The sequence below is a fragment of the Halobacillus sp. 12SKB genome (assembly GCF_052941655.1).
Genome location: NZ_JBRFWR010000001.1, coordinates 3,074,781 through 3,093,117, shown reverse-complemented (window position 1 = coordinate 3,093,117; position 18,337 = coordinate 3,074,781). Strand labels below are relative to the sequence as shown.

22 protein-coding genes are annotated in these 18,337 nt (G+C 41.8%); 1 reads left to right on the top strand and 21 read right to left on the bottom strand.

Annotated elements, in window-relative coordinates:
• Positions 1 to 56: 56 nt before the first annotated feature.
• Positions 57 to 332: an acylphosphatase gene (locus ACQ4XT_RS15460; protein ID WP_446854454.1), complete on the top strand. Its 276-nt coding sequence runs from the start codon at positions 57 to 59 to the stop codon at positions 330 to 332.
• A gap of 35 nt (positions 333 to 367) precedes the next feature.
• On the opposite strand, the gene ACQ4XT_RS15455 is transcribed toward ACQ4XT_RS15460, so the two are convergent.
• From ACQ4XT_RS15455 to ACQ4XT_RS15355, 21 genes are all read right to left on the bottom strand, one after another.
• Positions 368 to 1,108 (bottom strand): SDR family oxidoreductase, encoded by a 741-nt coding sequence (locus tag ACQ4XT_RS15455; protein WP_446854453.1) that lies wholly within the window; start codon positions 1,106 to 1,108, stop codon positions 368 to 370.
• A gap of 337 nt (positions 1,109 to 1,445) precedes the next feature.
• Complete coding sequence (locus ACQ4XT_RS15450; RefSeq protein WP_089652514.1) at positions 1,446 to 1,685, bottom strand: ferredoxin family protein; 240 nt, start codon at positions 1,683 to 1,685, stop codon at positions 1,446 to 1,448.
• Between the two features lie 171 nt (positions 1,686 to 1,856).
• Positions 1,857 to 2,405, bottom strand: coding sequence for a histidine phosphatase family protein (locus ACQ4XT_RS15445; RefSeq protein ID WP_446854452.1), 549 nt, complete (start codon positions 2,403 to 2,405; stop codon positions 1,857 to 1,859).
• 82 nt (positions 2,406 to 2,487) lie between these two features.
• Positions 2,488 to 4,083 (bottom strand): amidohydrolase, encoded by a 1,596-nt coding sequence (locus ACQ4XT_RS15440; protein ID WP_446854451.1) that lies wholly within the window; start codon positions 4,081 to 4,083, stop codon positions 2,488 to 2,490.
• 168 nt (positions 4,084 to 4,251) lie between these two features.
• Positions 4,252 to 4,455, bottom strand: coding sequence for a DUF6501 family protein (locus tag ACQ4XT_RS15435; RefSeq protein ID WP_446854450.1), 204 nt, complete (start codon positions 4,453 to 4,455; stop codon positions 4,252 to 4,254).
• Between the two features lie 70 nt (positions 4,456 to 4,525).
• The gene (locus tag ACQ4XT_RS15430) at positions 4,526 to 5,125 is read right to left on the bottom strand and encodes an alpha/beta hydrolase (protein ID WP_446854449.1); all 600 of its coding nucleotides are present in this window, start codon (positions 5,123 to 5,125) and stop codon (positions 4,526 to 4,528) included.
• 104 nt (positions 5,126 to 5,229) lie between these two features.
• Entirely contained in the window at positions 5,230 to 6,240 is a 1,011-nt protein-coding gene (locus tag ACQ4XT_RS15425) for an AbrB family protein (RefSeq protein WP_446854448.1), read from the bottom strand.
• 106 nt (positions 6,241 to 6,346) lie between these two features.
• Positions 6,347 to 6,919 (bottom strand): TetR/AcrR family transcriptional regulator, encoded by a 573-nt coding sequence (locus ACQ4XT_RS15420; RefSeq protein ID WP_446854447.1) that lies wholly within the window; start codon positions 6,917 to 6,919, stop codon positions 6,347 to 6,349.
• Positions 6,920 to 6,985: 66 nt separating this feature from the next.
• Positions 6,986 to 7,945: a peptide-methionine (R)-S-oxide reductase MsrB gene (gene msrB, locus ACQ4XT_RS15415; RefSeq protein ID WP_446854446.1), complete on the bottom strand. Its 960-nt coding sequence runs from the start codon at positions 7,943 to 7,945 to the stop codon at positions 6,986 to 6,988.
• 97 nt (positions 7,946 to 8,042) lie between these two features.
• Positions 8,043 to 8,585 (bottom strand): VrrA/YqfQ family protein, encoded by a 543-nt coding sequence (gene vrrA, locus ACQ4XT_RS15410; protein WP_446854445.1) that lies wholly within the window; start codon positions 8,583 to 8,585, stop codon positions 8,043 to 8,045.
• A gap of 44 nt (positions 8,586 to 8,629) precedes the next feature.
• A complete protein-coding gene (locus ACQ4XT_RS15405) occupies positions 8,630 to 9,334 on the bottom strand; it encodes a uracil-DNA glycosylase (protein WP_446854444.1) in 705 nt (234 codons plus the stop codon).
• Positions 9,335 to 9,517: 183 nt separating this feature from the next.
• Positions 9,518 to 12,631: an AAA family ATPase gene (locus tag ACQ4XT_RS15400; RefSeq protein ID WP_446854443.1), complete on the bottom strand. Its 3,114-nt coding sequence runs from the start codon at positions 12,629 to 12,631 to the stop codon at positions 9,518 to 9,520.
• A gap of 1 nt (position 12,632) precedes the next feature.
• Positions 12,633 to 13,787: an exonuclease SbcCD subunit D gene (locus ACQ4XT_RS15395; RefSeq protein ID WP_446854442.1), complete on the bottom strand. Its 1,155-nt coding sequence runs from the start codon at positions 13,785 to 13,787 to the stop codon at positions 12,633 to 12,635.
• A gap of 15 nt (positions 13,788 to 13,802) precedes the next feature.
• Positions 13,803 to 14,021, bottom strand: a complete 219-nt coding sequence (locus ACQ4XT_RS15390) for a YozE family protein (RefSeq protein WP_446854441.1) — start codon at positions 14,019 to 14,021, stop codon at positions 13,803 to 13,805.
• A 172-nt stretch (positions 14,022 to 14,193) separates the two neighbouring features.
• A complete protein-coding gene (gene tatC, locus ACQ4XT_RS15385) occupies positions 14,194 to 14,916 on the bottom strand; it encodes a twin-arginine translocase subunit TatC (protein WP_446855701.1) in 723 nt (240 codons plus the stop codon).
• A gap of 111 nt (positions 14,917 to 15,027) precedes the next feature.
• Positions 15,028 to 15,216 (bottom strand): twin-arginine translocase TatA/TatE family subunit, encoded by a 189-nt coding sequence (locus ACQ4XT_RS15380; protein ID WP_226589690.1) that lies wholly within the window; start codon positions 15,214 to 15,216, stop codon positions 15,028 to 15,030.
• Between the two features lie 46 nt (positions 15,217 to 15,262).
• Complete coding sequence (locus tag ACQ4XT_RS15375) at positions 15,263 to 15,439, bottom strand: twin-arginine translocase TatA/TatE family subunit (RefSeq protein ID WP_089652603.1); 177 nt, start codon at positions 15,437 to 15,439, stop codon at positions 15,263 to 15,265.
• 131 nt (positions 15,440 to 15,570) lie between these two features.
• Positions 15,571 to 16,170: a molybdenum cofactor guanylyltransferase gene (gene mobA, locus ACQ4XT_RS15370; protein WP_446854440.1), complete on the bottom strand. Its 600-nt coding sequence runs from the start codon at positions 16,168 to 16,170 to the stop codon at positions 15,571 to 15,573.
• Positions 16,170 to 16,664, bottom strand: a complete 495-nt coding sequence (locus tag ACQ4XT_RS15365) for a dihydrofolate reductase (protein ID WP_446854439.1) — start codon at positions 16,662 to 16,664, stop codon at positions 16,170 to 16,172. Before ACQ4XT_RS15365 ends, mobA begins: the two co-directional genes overlap by 1 nt.
• 107 nt (positions 16,665 to 16,771) lie before the next feature.
• The gene (locus tag ACQ4XT_RS15360; RefSeq protein WP_446854438.1) at positions 16,772 to 17,731 is read right to left on the bottom strand and encodes a thymidylate synthase; all 960 of its coding nucleotides are present in this window, start codon (positions 17,729 to 17,731) and stop codon (positions 16,772 to 16,774) included.
• The gene (locus ACQ4XT_RS15355) at positions 17,718 to 18,335 is read right to left on the bottom strand and encodes an HD domain-containing protein (protein WP_446854437.1); all 618 of its coding nucleotides are present in this window, start codon (positions 18,333 to 18,335) and stop codon (positions 17,718 to 17,720) included. Before ACQ4XT_RS15355 ends, ACQ4XT_RS15360 begins: the two co-directional genes overlap by 14 nt.
• Between the last annotated feature and the right edge of the window lie 2 nt (positions 18,336 to 18,337).

The window sequence follows — 18,337 nt, the reverse complement described above, 5'->3', positions numbered from 1 at the left end:
AGGTTTGCCGAATTCTATTTTTGGGGAAACAAGAGGATAGATGAGGAGGTGTAAGAATGGAAAACAATCAGATAATCGTCCACGGCCGCGTTCAAGGTGTCGGTTTCCGTGCTGCAACCAAACAGATCGCTGAACAGATCGGTATTGCAGGGTGGGTGAAAAATCAGCCCGACGGCACCGTTCTTATTGAAGCGGAAGGAGAACATGGAAAATTACAGCAGTTCATAAAAGAAATAGATGAGGGGCCTACACCTTTCAGTAAAGTAGAGGCACTCGATGTTAAAAATAAGGATAAAATCAATAATTACAAGAAATTTAAAGTTGTACAATGAAGATGACCGCATCCCTGCGGTCATCTTTTTTTCATTTACTTCTGATGCATGGGACGAACGATGACCTCATTTACATTCACATAAGATGGCTGAGTCACAGCATAAGCAACGGCACGGGCAATATCATCCGCTTCCAGCGGATCCATGCTGCGGTTTTTGAACATTTCAATGACGTCTCCGTCTGTAATGTGGTCGGTAAGTTCTGTATCCACGGCTCCAGGTGAAACGTTCGTCACTCGGACGCCCGATTTAGAAAGTTCTTTTTCCATTCCCATGGAAAGAGCTTTTACCGCATATTTTGTCGCACTGTAAACGGTGCTGGATGGAAAGACTTCATGACCAGCAACAGATGAAACATTAACGATATGACCGGACTCCTGTTCCATCATGGTTGGCAGGCTTGCATGGATGCCGTATAACACTCCTTTAATATTAACATCAACCATCTGTTCCCATTCATCCACGTGGTCATTCTTCAAGAAGGAGAGGAGCATAACTCCAGCATTATTAATAAAAAGATCCACCGTTTTGAATGCTGATTTCGTTTCTGAAACTAGCTTCTCCACATCTTCTCTTTTCGTTACATCTGTTTCTACCACTTTCGCTTCTACATTATATTGTTCAGTAATTTCTTCTGCGAGTTCATTAAGCTTTTCTGCTCTTCTAGCTGCGAGTACAACGTTCGCTCCCTCATTTGCTAAATGGTGAGCAATCGCTTTACCGATTCCGCTGCTAGCCCCTGTTATGATCGCTGTTTGATTCTTTAGTTTTGTCATAATCTGTGTCCTCCCTTGTAATCATTCCTTTTCTATCTACCCTGCATAGAGAAGATTTATTCACCCAAGAACCAACTGAACCAAAAGGCCGCTTAACGAATCGACCGTAAAGCAGGATTCTTAAAGAACTAATTTCTAGATGTTTAAGGAGTGGATGGGGCTACGGGGAATGACTTGCTTCCCAACCACTCCTGACTACCAAACCGGCAAACGAAACCCAGTTCTCTCAAAACTGTGGACCCACTAGCTGGAGCTATAATGGAAGAAGGGATTTTAAAGGGGATATGAAAAAGACCGCCTCTTTAGGAAAGAGACGGTCACGGTCTGGTTATGATACTTATTGTTCTTCAAAGAACTTACGGTTAATCTCGATGTATGGAGTTTCTTCTTCTGGTACCTCGTCCTCGATATAAATCGCTTCAACTGGACACACCGCTTCACACGCACCACAATCTATGCAAATCGCAGGGTCGATATAGAACATATCTTTCCCTTCTTCGATACAATCAACTGGGCACACATCCACGCATTCTCCAGCTTTCTCATCTTTACAAGGGGATGTGATTACAAATGCCATATCTATTTCTCCTCCTTTTATAAAATTTCGTGTGCTTATAAAATACTATTCACCCATAATGGCTAAGATAAACACCACAATATACTATAACGATTTTGATGAAAAATCGCAATTCCCGTAGTTGTTCGACCATTTTCGCATCGAACTTAAAAAGAAATGGGAAGGATGATCTCAGTCTTCCCAAATGCGTTCGACTGTATATTCTCCTCCTTGTTTTTGTACAAGAAAAACATCTGGTCGGGAGAGACGCTTCCATTCATAAAAACCGATTTCACGGTTATATTTTTGCAGTAATAAGGCGAGCAGGTTCCCGTGAGTAACAAGGAGAACGTTCCCACAGTCCTCATTTTCAAGTTCATCAATCAGAGAAAGGACACGTTTCTTAGCTTCTGTCGAGGATTCCCCTCCCGTTAGTTTCAGTTCAGGGTCGACAAACGTGTCATGAAGGACTTCTTCCCAGTCATCCAGAGGTTCGTGGCTGAGGACACGCTCCTCTAAACGGTCATCCATTTCGATGGTCACATTGTTTTTTCTGGCAAAAGGCTTGATCGTTTCAATCGCCCGCAAATAAGGACTTGAGATGATGCGGTCGATGTTGTGCCCGTACTTCTCTAAAAAAGCCGCAAGCATTTGGGCCTGCCTGATGCCCGTCTTTGTTAACGGGGAATCTTCATGTTGACCTTCCGTTTCACTGTGACGCACTAAAAATAATTTCTCCATTGCTACCCATCCTCCCCTTTCCATCACTTATGTCCATTATGGCTGATGGAACGAGTGTTTACAAGAAAAGTTGAAGAACACATCACTTCCTATAGACACACTTTCCTCTATGCCAGGTCTCTAATACTTTTATATCCTTCAGCTTTTCAGTTTCTATTTCCTCTGGATGTTTGTCTAGGATTACAAAATCAGCTTGATAACCAGGTTCTATTTTACCCTTTTCTTCTTCTCTATATTCGAGCTCAGCTGGAGTTTTTGTGAAACCGATAAAGGAATCTTTTACGCTTATTTTTTCCTGCGGCATCCAGCCGCCTTCTGGGTTTCCATTAAGGTCTGTCCGGTTAACAGCCGAGAATATGGTCGTAAAAGGATTCAGCGCACCAATCGGAAGATCCGAGCTCAACGTTAATGGAATCTGCTCTTTTAAAAGGCTTTCATAAGCATCACAATAAGGCAGAAGGCTCTCCGGTGTCCATTTCCCTTTTTCGCTCCACTCATCAAGAAGGAAGGAAGGCTGTGTTTCAATGTAAGGCTTCAACTCTCTCAACCGGGCAATCAAATCAGGAGCAAGCGTCTGGGCATGAATAATCCGGTGCCTCAAACGTTTCGTCGCCTCCTTGGACTTCTCAAGCGCAGTAATTGCCTGTTCAACAGCACGGTCGCCGATGGCATGCATGGCAACCTGCATATCATTGTCACTTGCATATTTGACCATATCATCAAGCTGTTCCTGGGTATAAATCAAACGGCCGTCTGCACTTGGTTCTACAGGATAAGGGTTCCTCATGGCTGCCGTATAAAGCCGCTGGGTACCGTCCAGGAAAATCTTGAAAGACCCCACTCTCACTTGAGGTGTTCCTTGGCCTGTGCGATGATCATTTTCCTTACAATAGGATTTCATGTCCTCAATATTGAAGACATAATGATGCAGTTGTACATCGATCGGTAATGCTTCTTCATGTTCTAGTTCTGTGTAGGCCTGCCACAACCGTTGATAAGAGCCGATGAAGTTAATATCATCCGTATGCACAGAGGTCAGGCCGTGTTGACTAAGGTGAGGCATCGCTTTCTTTAATGCTTCTTTTGCATCCTCGGCCGACCGGCCCCAAAAATGGTGCTTAATATAGTGAACCGCTGTATCTTTAAAGCGGCCATTCCAATTCCCGTGTTCATCTTTTTCTTTGAATTCATCCGGTTCTTTCTTGAAATCCTCTTCTTCTTTCAACAGTTCCATCGCCTGTTCACTAATGACACATTCATGACCATCCTGATGCATGAAGTACATATACGCATTCACTTGAATTTCATTTAAGTCTTCTGCAGTTAAAAGATGATCGATATCATCAAAGTTTCCATCGTTGAATCCTTTCCCAAAAACCCAGTCGTATTGCTGCAGTTCATCATAATGATTCTCGACAACTGCCTTCATTTCTTCCCAGCTCGTTACTTGGGTAAGGTCTAACTCCTTCTTTAACAGACCGTAACGGAGCAGGTGCATATGGCTATCGTTAAAGGACGTAGAAAGGACTCGTCCTCTTCCATCTACGACATCTTCCTCACCATCGTAAGGTGACTCATATATGGACTCAATCTTTTCCCCTTCTATTTTAATCGCATAAGTGCGGTCACTTTCATAGGTTTGATAGGGCTGGTAGATTCTAACGTTATCCAAAATCATGGCATACTCTTCCTTTCAAGTATTTTTTAATAACCATTACCCCACTTCATCTTTTTTATAAACATGGGAACAAATCCCTATATGAAAGATTTTTTCTTTTGAGAGGGGGGAAGAACATTTTTCAGCCATAGAAAAAGCCAGGGAATGGTTCCCTGGCTTTTCAGTCATTTACACTTCTTTGAAATACTCCTTATAGAAACCGCCCATCCGGCCGGAATTATCAATAACAAAGTAAAACTCTTCACTTTCATTTTTTACATCATACACTTTGCCTGGAGTAAGAACGTTGTTTACAACGAATTTTTTTGCATCGTTATGAACACACTCGATTTGTTTGATGGTTTCATTGCTTTCCCAATTTTTGTGAATCATAGAGCATCCTCCTTGGTTCTTGTGTACCTATCATACAATGAACGTAGAGATGACTCAATAAAACAAATGATTAAAATTGACTTTTATACCAATCCGCTGCTGTTTTCACTTCATTTTCTGTCAATTGATGCCCCATACGCTCCCAATGAACGGTGACATCAGCTCCAGCTTTGGTTAATAGTTCTTCTAAGTCTTTGGTTTCTTGAGCTGGACAGATCGGGTCATTTTCACCTGCACCGATAAATACAGGAAGACCTGGTTGTTCAGGAAGTTCTATCCCTCTCCGCGGGACCATCGGATGAAACAGCAAAGCCCCCCGCAAACTATCTTTGTAATGAAACAACAGGCTTCCTGCGATATTCGCTCCATTGGAATATCCTGCTGCAATGATATGATTACGATCGAATCCGTACTCTTTGCTGGCTTCATCAAGGAAATTGTTTAATTCATCTGTTCTTTCTATTAAGTCTTCTTCATCGAAGACTCCTTCTCTTAGACGTTTGAAAAAACGTGGCATTCCATTCTCTGATACATTCCCTCTTACAGATAAGACCGATGCATCTGGATCAATCATCTTTGCTATAGGCAGCAAATCTTGTTCTGTACCTCCTGTGCCATGAAGAAGCAACAAGGTGCGTTCAGACTTTCCTTTTTGGAAAATATGTTTCATATTCATTGCGCTTCACCTCTTCTTTTCTGATTTACATAATATTTTTCTGGATAACTGGTTCATTCTAAAATCATTTTATCTTTAATTCGAGATAATGTCAAAATTCATGTTTTTAGCTTTTTGAACAACCAGGGGAGCAACAGGACGATCATCAACAAACGAATGGTCTGCAAAGAGCTGACAATGGCAGGTTCACTACCTGTTTGTTCTGCAGTGATAGACATTTCTACAAGCCCACCCGGTGCGAGAGCTAAAACAGCCGTTTTTACGTCCATAGTTGTCCACCAGCTTAATAAAAAGGCCATCCCGATTCCTATTCCGATCATGGAAACAGCCAAAGCAAAAAAAGCAATGCAAGTCTTCCCAGCAGATATAATCTCCCTTAAAGATACCGTATGTCCCAAGTAAGTGCCTATAAGGAACTGCGCAAGAGTGAAGAGCGTTCCTGGCAAGGGGTAGAATGGCACACCTGCTGTTTTTAATGCCCCAATAAAAAGCATGGGGATGATGACAAGAGCAGCCGGGATCCAGTCTCTCACCTGCCAGCCTATGAAAGCAGCGATGATATATAAAGGAAAGGTATAATACAAACCTTTATCCATCTCTCCTGTTACACAGGCAACTACTGTTGTTGAGACATCGAAATTTCCATGGGTAACGTAAAAAGGAATAATAAAAAGAACGCTAATTAAACGTAAGGTATGGAAAATCGTAACAAGCGCACTATTCCCTTTCATGGATTCGCTGACAGCAATCATGGCAGACAATCCTCCTGGAGAACTTCCAACAAGCGCCGTCGTTTTGTCAATTGTCCCATGTTTTGCGATGTACAAACCAGCTAATAAGCTGATCGCAATCATCAATGATGTAAGAATAGTATAAGGAAACAGGTATGGACCGATAGAATGAAAGGTTTCGGCACTGAACGTCAGACCAATTTGAATTCCTAGTAGAACAAAAGCAATGTTTTTTGCTATCGGTACAGTTTCGGATTTCAATGCCGTGAAGTATTTAACAAGTACAACGAACACGACCGGCCCCAATATCCACGGGATCGGGATGTTTAACAAATCGAACAAAAGACCGCCCGGCAATGCGATTAAATATGTTTTCAACTTGTTCGAAGGTCTCATGGGGCCACCGCTCCTTTCGGAAAATATAACAAGACGAAAGAAATTAGATAAATACAACAAACCGCTTCCCTTTCGGAAAGCGGCTTGCCTATTTGTTTTTCACACCAAATTCGATCATTCTAAAAAGTTGATCCGTCATCTCTTTCACTCCATATTTATGCCTGGTGGGAAATAAAATGGAATGGAAAATGAGATCAGCAACCATCTCGCTTTCTATATCATCTTTCCATAGCCCCGACCTCTTCGCATCGCCAATCCATTCCAACATTTGCTCATAAGTTCCCATAAGATCTTCATGGATCTTTGTGCGATAGAATAAGGCCAAGGTTTGATCACTGCTCTGCAGCTCCCGAATCATTTGATCAATATGATGAGTTTCGGCATGATCAAGAAAAATAAATAGGAGATCGTATAGCTTTTTATTAGGATCTTCTTCTTTCGGAATCGCTTCAATTTGTTTATTCATCTCTTCCATCATATTTCTCATGTAGGAAAGAATGAGGTCTTCTTTATTTTTAAAATATTCGTAGAGAGTACTTCTGCTCACCTGGAGCTCCGTTGAGAGTCTTTTAAAATGAACCCCATGGATCCCCTCTTTCCTGAGCAAAGCGCCTGTCTCTTTTAAAATCTCTTCTTTTGTAAGAATTCGTTTTCTTCCCAATTCGGTACCTCCTCAAACTACCTTCATTATATCATCATCAAAGGTCAGAGGGGCGCCCGAAGGGTTTCATTGAAAAAGGTATGACAAATATCCATATCCTCTTTCTTCCATTTCTTCTTTAGGAACGAACTGCAAAGCCGCAGAATTGATGCAATAGCGTAATCCTCCTTGATCTTTCGGGCCATCTTCGAACACATGACCGAGATGGGAATCAGCACGGTCGCTTCGAATTTCCGTACGGAACATTCCATGAGACCGATCGACTTCTTCTTTCACCTGCTGCTTTTCAATGGGCTTTGTAAAGCTAGGCCAACCACAACCCGCATCATATTTATCTTTTGAACTGAACAACGGTTCTCCTGAAACGATGTCAACATAGATGCCTTCATCTTCGTGATCATAAAATTCATTTTGGAAAGGGCGCTCGGTTGCATTCTCCTGCGTAACTTTATACTGGATATCGGATAGACGCTGCTTCAATTCTTCCTGGTCTTTTTCATAACTCCATCGATCTTTTATAAAATCAGCTCGTCCAGATCCTTTCTTGTAACGCTTGTAATGGAAGCGGTTTTTCTTATAATAATCCTGATGCTTATCTTCAGCAGGATAAAACGTTTCAGCCGGCAGAATTTCCGTTACAATCGGGTCTTTGAATTTTTCCGATGATGCAAGCTCTTTTTTACTCTTTTCAGCCACTTGCTTTTGTTTCTCGTTGTGATAGTAGATAGCTGTCGTATAAGAGTGGCCTCGATCAGCGAATTGACCTCCGGCATCCGTAGGGTCGATTTGCTGCCAAAAAAGCTCAACAAGCCGCTCATAAGGAAAAATGGCCGGATCGAATGTGATCTGTACCGCTTCCCTGTGCCCCGTCGTTTCTGTAACCACCTGCAAGTATGTCGGGTTTTCTGTATGTCCCCCTGTATATCCTGAAACGATGGATTCGATTCCAGGGCGTTCATCGAAAGGTTCGACCATACACCAGAAGCATCCCCCTGCGAATGTTGCTTTTTCTAATTGTGTACTCAATATAAAACCTCCTAAAGGCATAGGTTCTTTCTTCTATTTTTGGATATAGTTCTTATTCTTGCTAACTCAACAAAAAAAATCAAGCTACATGCACAGCCTAAATGAATAATTTAGGCTGTGATGCACCTTGAGATCGTTTTTTCTCTTTTTTGTCAAGAACACTCGTTGATTCCCATTCCTGAGAAACAGACGGTTTCCTACTGCTTTCGTCCAATGGTACAAGACTCTCGTCATCATCATCGTCTGGTTCATTCATAATCTTCATCATATTGATCATGGCAGGAATATTTTTCAGCATCGGTCCATATTGCTGCATCATAGGTGCTGCCGATTGCATGGCTTTAAGTGCCGTCTGCATGTGACCAAGCCATCCAGCTCCTCCTGTTTTTGCAGCTGTCCCTGCAGCACCAAGAGCCTGTGCACCAAAACCAGTACCTCCACCTCCGCCGAGAACTCCCGGGAGTCCAGATCCAAAACCAAAACCTGTATTTCCCATAAAGCCTGGAGCTCCAAAGCCGCCGAAGCCCCGGCTTCCCGCATTTATATACGGTGCCATCGAGCGCATCATTTGCGGTGCAGCTTGCTGAAACCCTGGGAATTGGCCCATAGGAGGGAAAGGCGGTTGACCTGTCGGAAACATAAAAACCCCTCCGAAACGTTAGAATACTCTAGCATATGCCTTATTTATAAACTGGTTTGGGCTCCTGTCTTTATGTTAGCAGGTGGTAACGACCAATCCACTGGTTCGATCCCGTTGTTATATAAAAATGTATTCGCCTTAGAAAATGGACGGCTACCAAAAAACCCTTTGTGTGCGGCAAATGGACTGGGATGAGAAGAAGTCAGTACCAAATGTTTTTCCTGATCAATGAACGACCCTTTCTTTTGTGCATGTTTCCCCCACAAGAAGAATACAACCGGCTTCTTTCTTTCATTTAATGACTGAATGACTGCATGTGTGAACTTTTCCCATCCTAATCCTCTGTGTGAATGAGGCTCTCCTTCCTTCACTGTTAATACATCGTTTAAAAGAAGCACCCCTTGTGTTGTCCAAGAATGAAGCGAGCCATGGTCCGGAGGTTGAACACCCAAATCCGCCTGTAGTTCTTTGTATATATTACGAAGAGAAGGTGGAATACGATTGCCGGGTCGCACGGAAAAACTGAGACCATGTGCCTGGTTCTTTCCATGATAAGGATCCTGGCCAAGGATCACTACTTTAGTTGACGCATATGGTGTGCATTCTAACGCTGCAAAAATATCATGATAGGCAGGATGGATGACATGGTCGTTGTATTCCTTCTCTATAATATTCTGTAATTCTTTAAAATAATCTTTTGTAAACTCTTCGTTCAGGAGATCTGACCAATCATTCGCTGGTTGAATCATCCGAACACCTCCTACATGAGCATTTCCCACGGGAAATTTAAAATATTTCCCGGGCAAGCGCAAAATATGACAGGTATCTTTCTAATTTCTCTAAATACGACTAGCGAATGAAGAGAATTATGCTATATGTTGGCGTTTTTCAGGCAAGACCATCCGAAGAGGAGGAAATATGCCTTCCTACTTTTACTGAAAGACAAATTCCACTTTCGATCCTTCGGGTCCTGCATCAATCTGCAACTTCGCAGGGATTTCCTCCTTCAATTGCTGCACGTGGGAAATAATACCGAGCATCCGGTTGCCGTCCTGCAAACTTCTAAGGCAGCCAATCGCTTGTTCTAGCGAAAGGTCATCCAGCGTTCCAAAGCCTTCATCGATGAACAATGTGTCCAATTGAACACCTCCAGCATGGGCCTGAACGACATCAGCCATTCCAAGAGCTAAACTTAAGGATGTTTTGAAACCTTCCCCACCAGATAAAGTTCTTACTGAACGCTGTTGTCCTGTATGATGATCAATTACTTCAAGATCGAGCCCACTTTGTGCACCGCGCTTAGCTATAGAATCACTACGGATCAGTTGATAACGGTGGTCCGTCATCTGATCGAGACGCAAATTGGCCTGTATGAGAATTTCATCCAAGTATGAGGCTAGCACATACCTCTCCAATGAGAGACGTAAATGATTGTCCCCGTTGGAAATCTGAGCGAGCTCAGCAATATCATAATATTTCGCTGCAAGCTCCCCTTGTTCTTCGACTAACGCTCGGATGTTGTCTCGAATGGACTCATTTTGTTGTAAAGACATATGAAGATGATTAACCATTTCCCGCTGCTCGTTCAGTTTTCCCTGCATTTCTTCCAACTTATCCTGAACGGCATGTAATTCCGGCCGGTCTTTTTCTTTTAGCTTCTGGTCCAATTCTTCCAAACGCTCGTTGACAACCTGAACCCGTTGTTGGTGCTGCTGAATTTCGTTAATCATTTGTTCCATTTTTTGAGGTGTTCGAATAGCCGATTGATAGTGCTCGATTGAGTCAAAAGAAAATTGAACAAGCGTTTGATCAAATTCCGTTTTCCGTTGTTCTAAAGCCTTCTCCGCCTGCTCCAAGTAGTTCTGACCTTCTTCTACAGCTGTTTGGATTTTCTGCCATTCGTCCCTTTGGCTTTGATATAAGCTTTGGGTTTCTTTCCATTTTTCATCTGCTTCTTTATATGCCTTTTCAAGCTTTGAAGCTTCTTCTACTAATCCATCAGGATGTTCAGTAGTGGAAGGCAGGTTTTCTTTCAATGATTCCAACTCTGTTTTTCGTTTGGTTTGTTCCTGCTGTTGGTCATTGATTTTTTGTTGAAGTGCGTCTTTTTCTTTTTTTAGTGATTCCAGTTGTTGATCCATCCGGTCCATTTTCTTCTCGGTGGATTGCAAGTCTTCTATTTGTTCTTTAAGATCGTTATATTCTTTAAGGACCTTTTCCATATTCCCAACACAGATTTGTCTTTCTTTTTCGATCGAATCTTCAGAGAGATCATGTTCTATTTTTAAATCACTCCACAAACTTTCTGTCAATTGCCGCTGGGCTTCTCCTTCAGATTTTACCTGAATTAATTCATCTTGTGCTTTCTCGAAAGATTGCTCACTTTCTCTATGCCTCTCTCTAAGTCGCTCCACCTGTTCTTCACTCATCACACCATCCGGTTTCCCTGCCGGATGTGGGTGGTCTGATGAGCCGCACACAGGACACGATGTGTCATCACTTAAATGTAAGGATAAGGTGTACGCATGATGTTTCCTTATTTCATCCAATGCTTTTTCATAGGATTCTTTGGCTTTTTGAGACGTTTGTTTCCTTTCCTGATAGTGTTTGGAAACAGACTGATAACGGGATCGGAGCTTTGCCAACTGAAACCATTCTTTCGATAAGCGTTCAATGGTTTCTTTTCTTAATTTCAGGGTCTGATAGGACTGCTTTTTTTCATAAGCCGCTTCTCTTAAAGTCCTTTCGCCTTTCAACTTTTCTTTCATCCATTTTGTGTCATCTACAATCTTTTGTTCCGTTTCATTAAAGCTCGAGAGGGCACGTCGATGATCGGCCATCTCCTTTTCGAGATTTTTTAGTCCTTGATTCTTTTCCAAAAACTCTTCTAAATGCTCTTTCTCCCTCAATTTTTGCTGCCAGGCTTCTTTTAACCGTTCACGTTCTTCTTGTTGATCTGCTTCTTTTACATACTCTTCCTGAACCTTATCAAACTCCGATTTCACACGATTGTATGTTTCTTTTCTCTCTTTTTGACTCGAAAGGAGCTCCTCAAGCTCACTTTTTCGTTCTTCATACTGCTTCTCATACGGACGGACCTCCGCTGCCTGTTTTGCAAGGGCATACTCTTTCTCCAGACCTTTGATAACAGTTGAATGTTCGTTAAGATTCTGACGCTCAGTGGACAACTTGTCTCTCTCTTCAAATAAATCCAGGAGCTGTTTTGATTCGAAATACTGGTTTTGCAAATGATCGGTCGTTTGCTTGAGTTGATTCATATAGTTTTTTTGTTCCGTCATCCATTCTATTTGATGATTGATCCGTTGACTCAATCGTTCTCGGACTTTTGAAAGTTCCTCGTTCTCCAATTCAATGTCTGCTTCTTCGCCCCAAACGATTCTCTCTTTCTCCTGAGAAATTTTCCATTCAAATTGTTTGATCTCTGTTTCCAGTTCCTTCGACTGTTTCTTGAAGTAGTCAGTCACCTCAGCGAAGAATTCTGTTTTAAAGATACGTTGCAAGATTTCCTCTCTCTCTTTACTGTTTTCAGAGATTAATTTTCGGAATTCTCCTTGTGGAATCATGATCATTTTCCTGAATTGTTCATAATCAAGACCAAGGATGTCTTCAATGTGTTCGTTCACTTCTTTAATTTTCGATGCTACCAGTTTCTCTCCATCCCCTTGATGGATATAAAAGTCGGCACGGGCAGGGTCTTCTTTCCAACCCTCACCACGCTCCTTTTTTTTCATTTGTTTTGGCATACGCACAATGCGGTACGTTTTACCTCGCAGTTCAAAAGTGAATTCTACATAGGTTGGCTCTTTTGAATCGGCAAAATGACTACGCATTGAGTCCTGGTCCCGATCGCTGCCACTAGCACGTCCATAGAGGGCAAAACACATCGCATCAAATATCGTTGTTTTACCTGCGCCAGTCGGTCCGGTTATGAGGAAGATCGACTCTTCTCCTAACGTCGTAAAATCCACCACCTGCTTATGACGATATGGACCAAAAGCCGCCATCGTAAGAGTGAGTGCTTTCATCTTATTTCCCCCTCTCTTCTTTCCTTAGCTTATCTATGGCTTGTTCGATCATTTCTTTCCGTTCCTGCGGGATTGATTCCCCTTTTATGTCTTCATAAAAAGATGCGAAAAGATCAGCAGGCGAAAGTTTCTGACGTTTTTTGACTTCCTGGAGATCTTCCATTTGAAGATTTGTTTTTGACCTTCGCCTTTCCAAATGAAGGATATTCGGGTACACCTTACGTAATTTGCCCATAGGATCAACAAGCTGTCCATCATCTAAAAGGCGCACATGCAAGTAGTTTTCAGGATAATCAGTGGCTTCCCCCGTAAGGAGGTCTTCAAAATAACCTTCAATGACTTGGAAGTCTCTGATTGGTGTGAGTGGGATTTTTTCTAATTCACAAGATCCTTCGCGATCCATATCCACCAGCGTGACAGACTTCGCATGATTGACTTCAGAAAATGAATATTTCAATATCGATCCGCTGTACCTTATATAATCTTCTGTTACTCTTTGAGGCTGATGAAGGTGACCAAGGGCGACATAAGAAAAGGCTTTGAATAAATGAGCATCCACATAAGGACTGCCTCCAATCATAGAGAGGCGCTCTTCAGATTCTGACTCCATTCCACCAGCTAAAAAGGAGTGACCGATCCAGACATGACGATCATTCATGTTAAAACGTTGCTCGATATCCCTGATGAGAACTTCTGCTGCCTGCTGATGGGTTTTGATATGGTCATCTTCAAACACATAAGCTACTTCAGAAGGCTCTATATAAGGAATAAGATGAAAGTGGACAGGTCCATCTTGATCGTACAATGTCACAGGTTCTCTATCTCTTTGTAATTTCGTATCTAAAAAGAGTCCTTGTCTCCGGAACATTTGACTGCCGAAGTTCAGGCGATCGGGACTGTCATGGTTACCTGAAATCGCAAGGACAGGAACCTGGAAGTCATTGATGAGAGTCGTTAACGTTTCATTCAGTAATTCAACCGCTTGCTTTGGTGGGATGGAACGATCGTAGAGGTCCCCTGCTATGATGATGACATCCGGCTTTTCTCTGTCTACAACTTCAACGAATTGCTTAAGGATATAGCGTTGGTCTTCTGTCATATGTACATAGTTCACGATTTTCCCCAAATGCCAGTCAGCCGTGTGTAAAATCTTCATGGATTCACCTCTCTTTTATTCTTCTTCTATTTTGTATTTCTCATATAAATGATCGAAAACGGATAAAGCTGAAGGGAATGGTGCATTCCACTCTAAATAGGAGCTAATCTCATCATAAGATTTTGCCTGCTTTGGGAAACTGTGGTCATCGAACATCCATTCAGCGAGTTGTTTTTCATCATTATTTTTCTTGTTCCCTCTATATCTCATCATGTAATGGTAAAAAGATCTCATTTGATTTGTTCCTCCTTGCATATTCCTACATTATTTTTATCATGTTCCGGACTTTACAGCAAAAGATAATATTGCAAAACGGAAAACAGGCCATGGATAAAACTTCAAATAAAAAGCCCAGAGATGTGTATCTCTGGGCTAATCCAAGTGCCTCATGATTTATTGACTACCTCTAATCCTCAGATTCCATGAATTCCCTGTGATTTTTAAGTTTCTTACGATAAACGATCCTCGATAGGATGATGCTTACCTCATACAAAAGAATCAAAGGTACCGCAACAACCAATTGCAGTATGAAATCCGGTGGGGAGATGATCGTCCCGATAATGATCAAGATAAAATACGCATATTTACGTACTTTCACAAGAAAGACAGGGTTCACGATCCCGAGACTCGTCAAGAACATGATGAGGATCGGGATTTCGAATAAAACCGCAAAAGGAATCGTAACCCTGAAAAGAAATCGGAAATATCGCTCCACCGTATAAATTTCATTGAACATCCCATTATTGAGCGACAAGAGAAACGGCAGGATCAGCTGAACAAATACGATGTAACCAAATGTGAGCCCCGCAAGAAACAGTAAAAAGATCGCGGGTACATATGAAAGCGAAACCCGCCGCTCTTTAGGTGTTAAAGCGGGTTTGACGAATAGCCATATCTGCAATGATAAAATGGGCAAAGTTCCTACGATTGCCACTAGACTTGCTATCGTGAAAATTATCCATATGATTTCACCTGGACTCGTCATATTCAATTCAAAAGGTAAATCTTTAATAAAGAATGTCTGTATTTTTTCAACATAGATAAAGCCTACAATGAAGAAAGTGATAAAAAAAGCTAACGTCCATAAAACGCGTTTTCGCAACTCACTCAAGTGATCGGTCACATTCATTTCGATATCCTGAGTTATTTTTTGTTCTGACACTACATTCACCTCCAGGCCTATAGGAGCCTGACAAAAAGAAGATGTAAGGGAAAGCCCCTTACACCTTCTTTATTCTTTTTATTCTTTGGTTTTCTTTTCTGACTTACTGCTTTCATCATCAGACATAATGTCGCCTGTAGCTTTCTTAAATTCCTTAAGGGAGCTCCCAAACGCCTTCCCGATCTCAGGAAGTTTCGAAGGACCAAAAACGACAAGTGCGATGATTAGGATCAGAATGAGACCTGGTACGCCAATGCTTGATAACACGGTCAATCACTCCATTAGTTATGTCTTTTAAATATTTGTGCTTATGTTATTTGTTCGTTTTTTCTTCGCTAGAGTCACTTGTAAGGTCACGAGCAGAATTTTTAAATTCTTTTAACGTTTCTCCAGCTGCCTTTCCGATTTCAGGCAATTTTTTCGGGCCGAAAATGACTAACGCAATCGTCAAAATCAAAATCAGACCTGGTATTCCGATACTTGACAGCATGTCCATTCACCGCCTTCAACACGTACTTTATATCCATTTTACAAGAGTAGACAAAGAAAAGAAACAACTTCACCTAAAATTATTACCATCTTTATCTTCCCTATCATACCATGCTCTGTATTCTATTGTCTCTACCTCTTCCACTTTTTAAACAACTCTCTTGCTCTTGCGTATTCCCCTGGGGTATTCATATTAAAAAAGTGCATGGAAACCTTTTCTTGATCGATGCCAGGGTAAGTGGACAGTTCTTTTACCTTTATATCATCAAACAGCCCTCGGACTTTCCTGCCGCCTTGAGATAGATAAGACTCCAGTTTGTCTGAAATCCGGTTATGATACACTCCGGACATAGGTTGGTATCGTCCCTCATAGATCGGAATTACCGCATCCACTGATTCATCCGCTTCTTGGATCAAGTGATGATAAACTTCCTCACTGACAAAAGGAGTGTCACATGCGGCCATGACAAACCAGGTGGCTGTTTTTTCTTTCATAACCGCATGCAATCCAGCAAGTGGGCCTGCATCTTCGTAAATATCCTTGACGACCGGATATGGTACGTTATTTCCTTCATTCTGATTCACTACGATTGTGTCGGTCACTCTTGAAAGAGTCGATGCAATCAACTCCAATGAGGTCATAGAACCGAAAGTCAAGGAAGACTTAGCCGTTCCCATTCTTGTCGATCCTCCCCCATTGAGGACCACTCCACACAAATGCTTATGCTGCATCAGGAGCTTTTCCGGTCGTAGGTACGGAAATAATAGTCATACGGGTTCTTTTCATCTTTAAGACCCTTCGTCTCAGAAACAAGTGTCCACTCGGTTTCGTCATACTCTGGAAAATAAGTATCCCCATCAAAGCTTGCGTCAATATAGGTCAAATACATACGGTCTGCATAAGGAAGCATTTTTTCAAAAAGGACGCTTCCCCCAATCACAAACCATTCTTTATCGGGGTTATTTTTCTCCATTTGAAGAATGTCATCGATGGAATGGATCACTGTACACCCTTCCCGGTCATAATTTTCATTGCTTGTAATTACGATGTGCTCACGCTCAGGAAGAGGTTGTGGAAACGATTCAAACGTTTTCCTTCCCATAATGATTGTTTTTCCCCATGTGGTGTCCTTGAAAAATTTAAAGTCGTTCGGGATGTGCCACGGTAAATCATTGTCTTTTCCGATCAATCGGTTTTTATCCATTGCAAATATAAATGAAATCATCATGAACACCTCTTTTATTAAGATTATTAGTATTGAAGGAATATGAATTATGGCAACTGACCTATTTCAGGTGGCAACGTCCTGGCACGATAAAGATTCACTTCAAGTTAAACAGCTACTGGAGCTTTTATGCTTGGATGAGGATCATAACCTTCGATGGAAATGTCTTCCATTTCAAAATCAAATATGCTTTCTTTATCCTTGTTCAAGGATATGGCAGGCAAGGATCTGGGTTCTCTGGATAATTGTTCAGTGATCTGCTTCATATGATTGCTGTATATATGAGCATCTCCAAGAGTATGAATGAATTCACCGACTTCCAACCCACACTCATGTGCAATCAGGTGGGTCAACAAAGCATAGCTCGCAATATTGAACGGCACTCCTAAGAAAATGTCACCGCTTCTTTGATACAACTGACATGATAATTTACCATCTGCAACATAAAACTGAAAAAGAGCATGACATGGCGGCAACGCCATGTTGGAGGGGACATCTTCTGGATTCCATGCGGTCACGATATGTCTTCTGGAGTCAGGATTGTCCTTTATGCTTTCAACTACATTTTGAAGTTGATCGATGGTCTGCCCTCTGCTTGTTTTCCATTCCCTCCATTGCTTTCCATAAACCGCTCCTAAATCTCCGAATGCTTTTGCGAAAGCATCGTCATGAAGAATTCTTTCTTTAAACACATCCATCTGTTCTTTGTATTGCTTTTTAAACTCCTCATCCTTTTGGCTGCGGCGCCCAAAGTCAGACATGTCAGGCCCTTGATAATCATCACTCTCCACCCATTTTTGAAAGGCCCACTCGTTCCAAATGTTATTTTTATGTTGCAATAAATAACGAATGTTCGTATCGCCTTTTATGAACCATAACAGTTCACTAGCAATCAGTTTAAAAGGAACACGTTTGGTGGTCATGAGCGGAAAACCTTCTTGGAGATCAAACCGCATCTGGTGTCCAAAAACAGAAAGAGTACCGGTCCCTGTTCGATCTTCTTTTGAGTTTCCTTCTCTCAACACGTGTTCGCACATATTTAAATAAGCCTGTTCATTCTGTGACATAGCTGGTCTCCTCTCTACAATCTTGTTCACGGTAGAACTCTTCTAAGTATTGAAGCATGAATTGATGACGTCTTTCGGCTTCATGCTTTCCACTTTCGGTATGCATCAATTCTTTTAGTTTCAAAAGTTTATCATAAAAATGGTCAACGGCGTCCTTTTCGCCTTCCTTATATATCGGTTGATTAATCGTTCCGCCAAACGCAAAGGCTCGAGCAATGCCGACCGCTCCTATAGCATCCAACCTGTCAGCATCTTGAATGATTTCTCCGATTCTAGATTTCGGGACAGCTCCTTTTGAAAAAGATACCGTCTGAATCGCATCAGCAATCGTACCCACTTCATTTTTCGTAAAACCGATACTAAAAAGGAGTTCATCTCTTTGTTTGATTGCCTGCGCCGGATTGGAAAACAATTTATGATCTCCCACATCATGAAGGAGGGCTGCCACTTCGCATAAAAAAGGATCATCGCCCTCATTTTCTGCGATATATTTCGCCCATGAGGCCACCCGTTTCATGTGAACGTTATCGTGCCCGCTCGTATCATCTCTGAATAAATCATGAACGAATTGCCTTATCGCTTTCAGTGCTTCCTTTTTGTCCATAT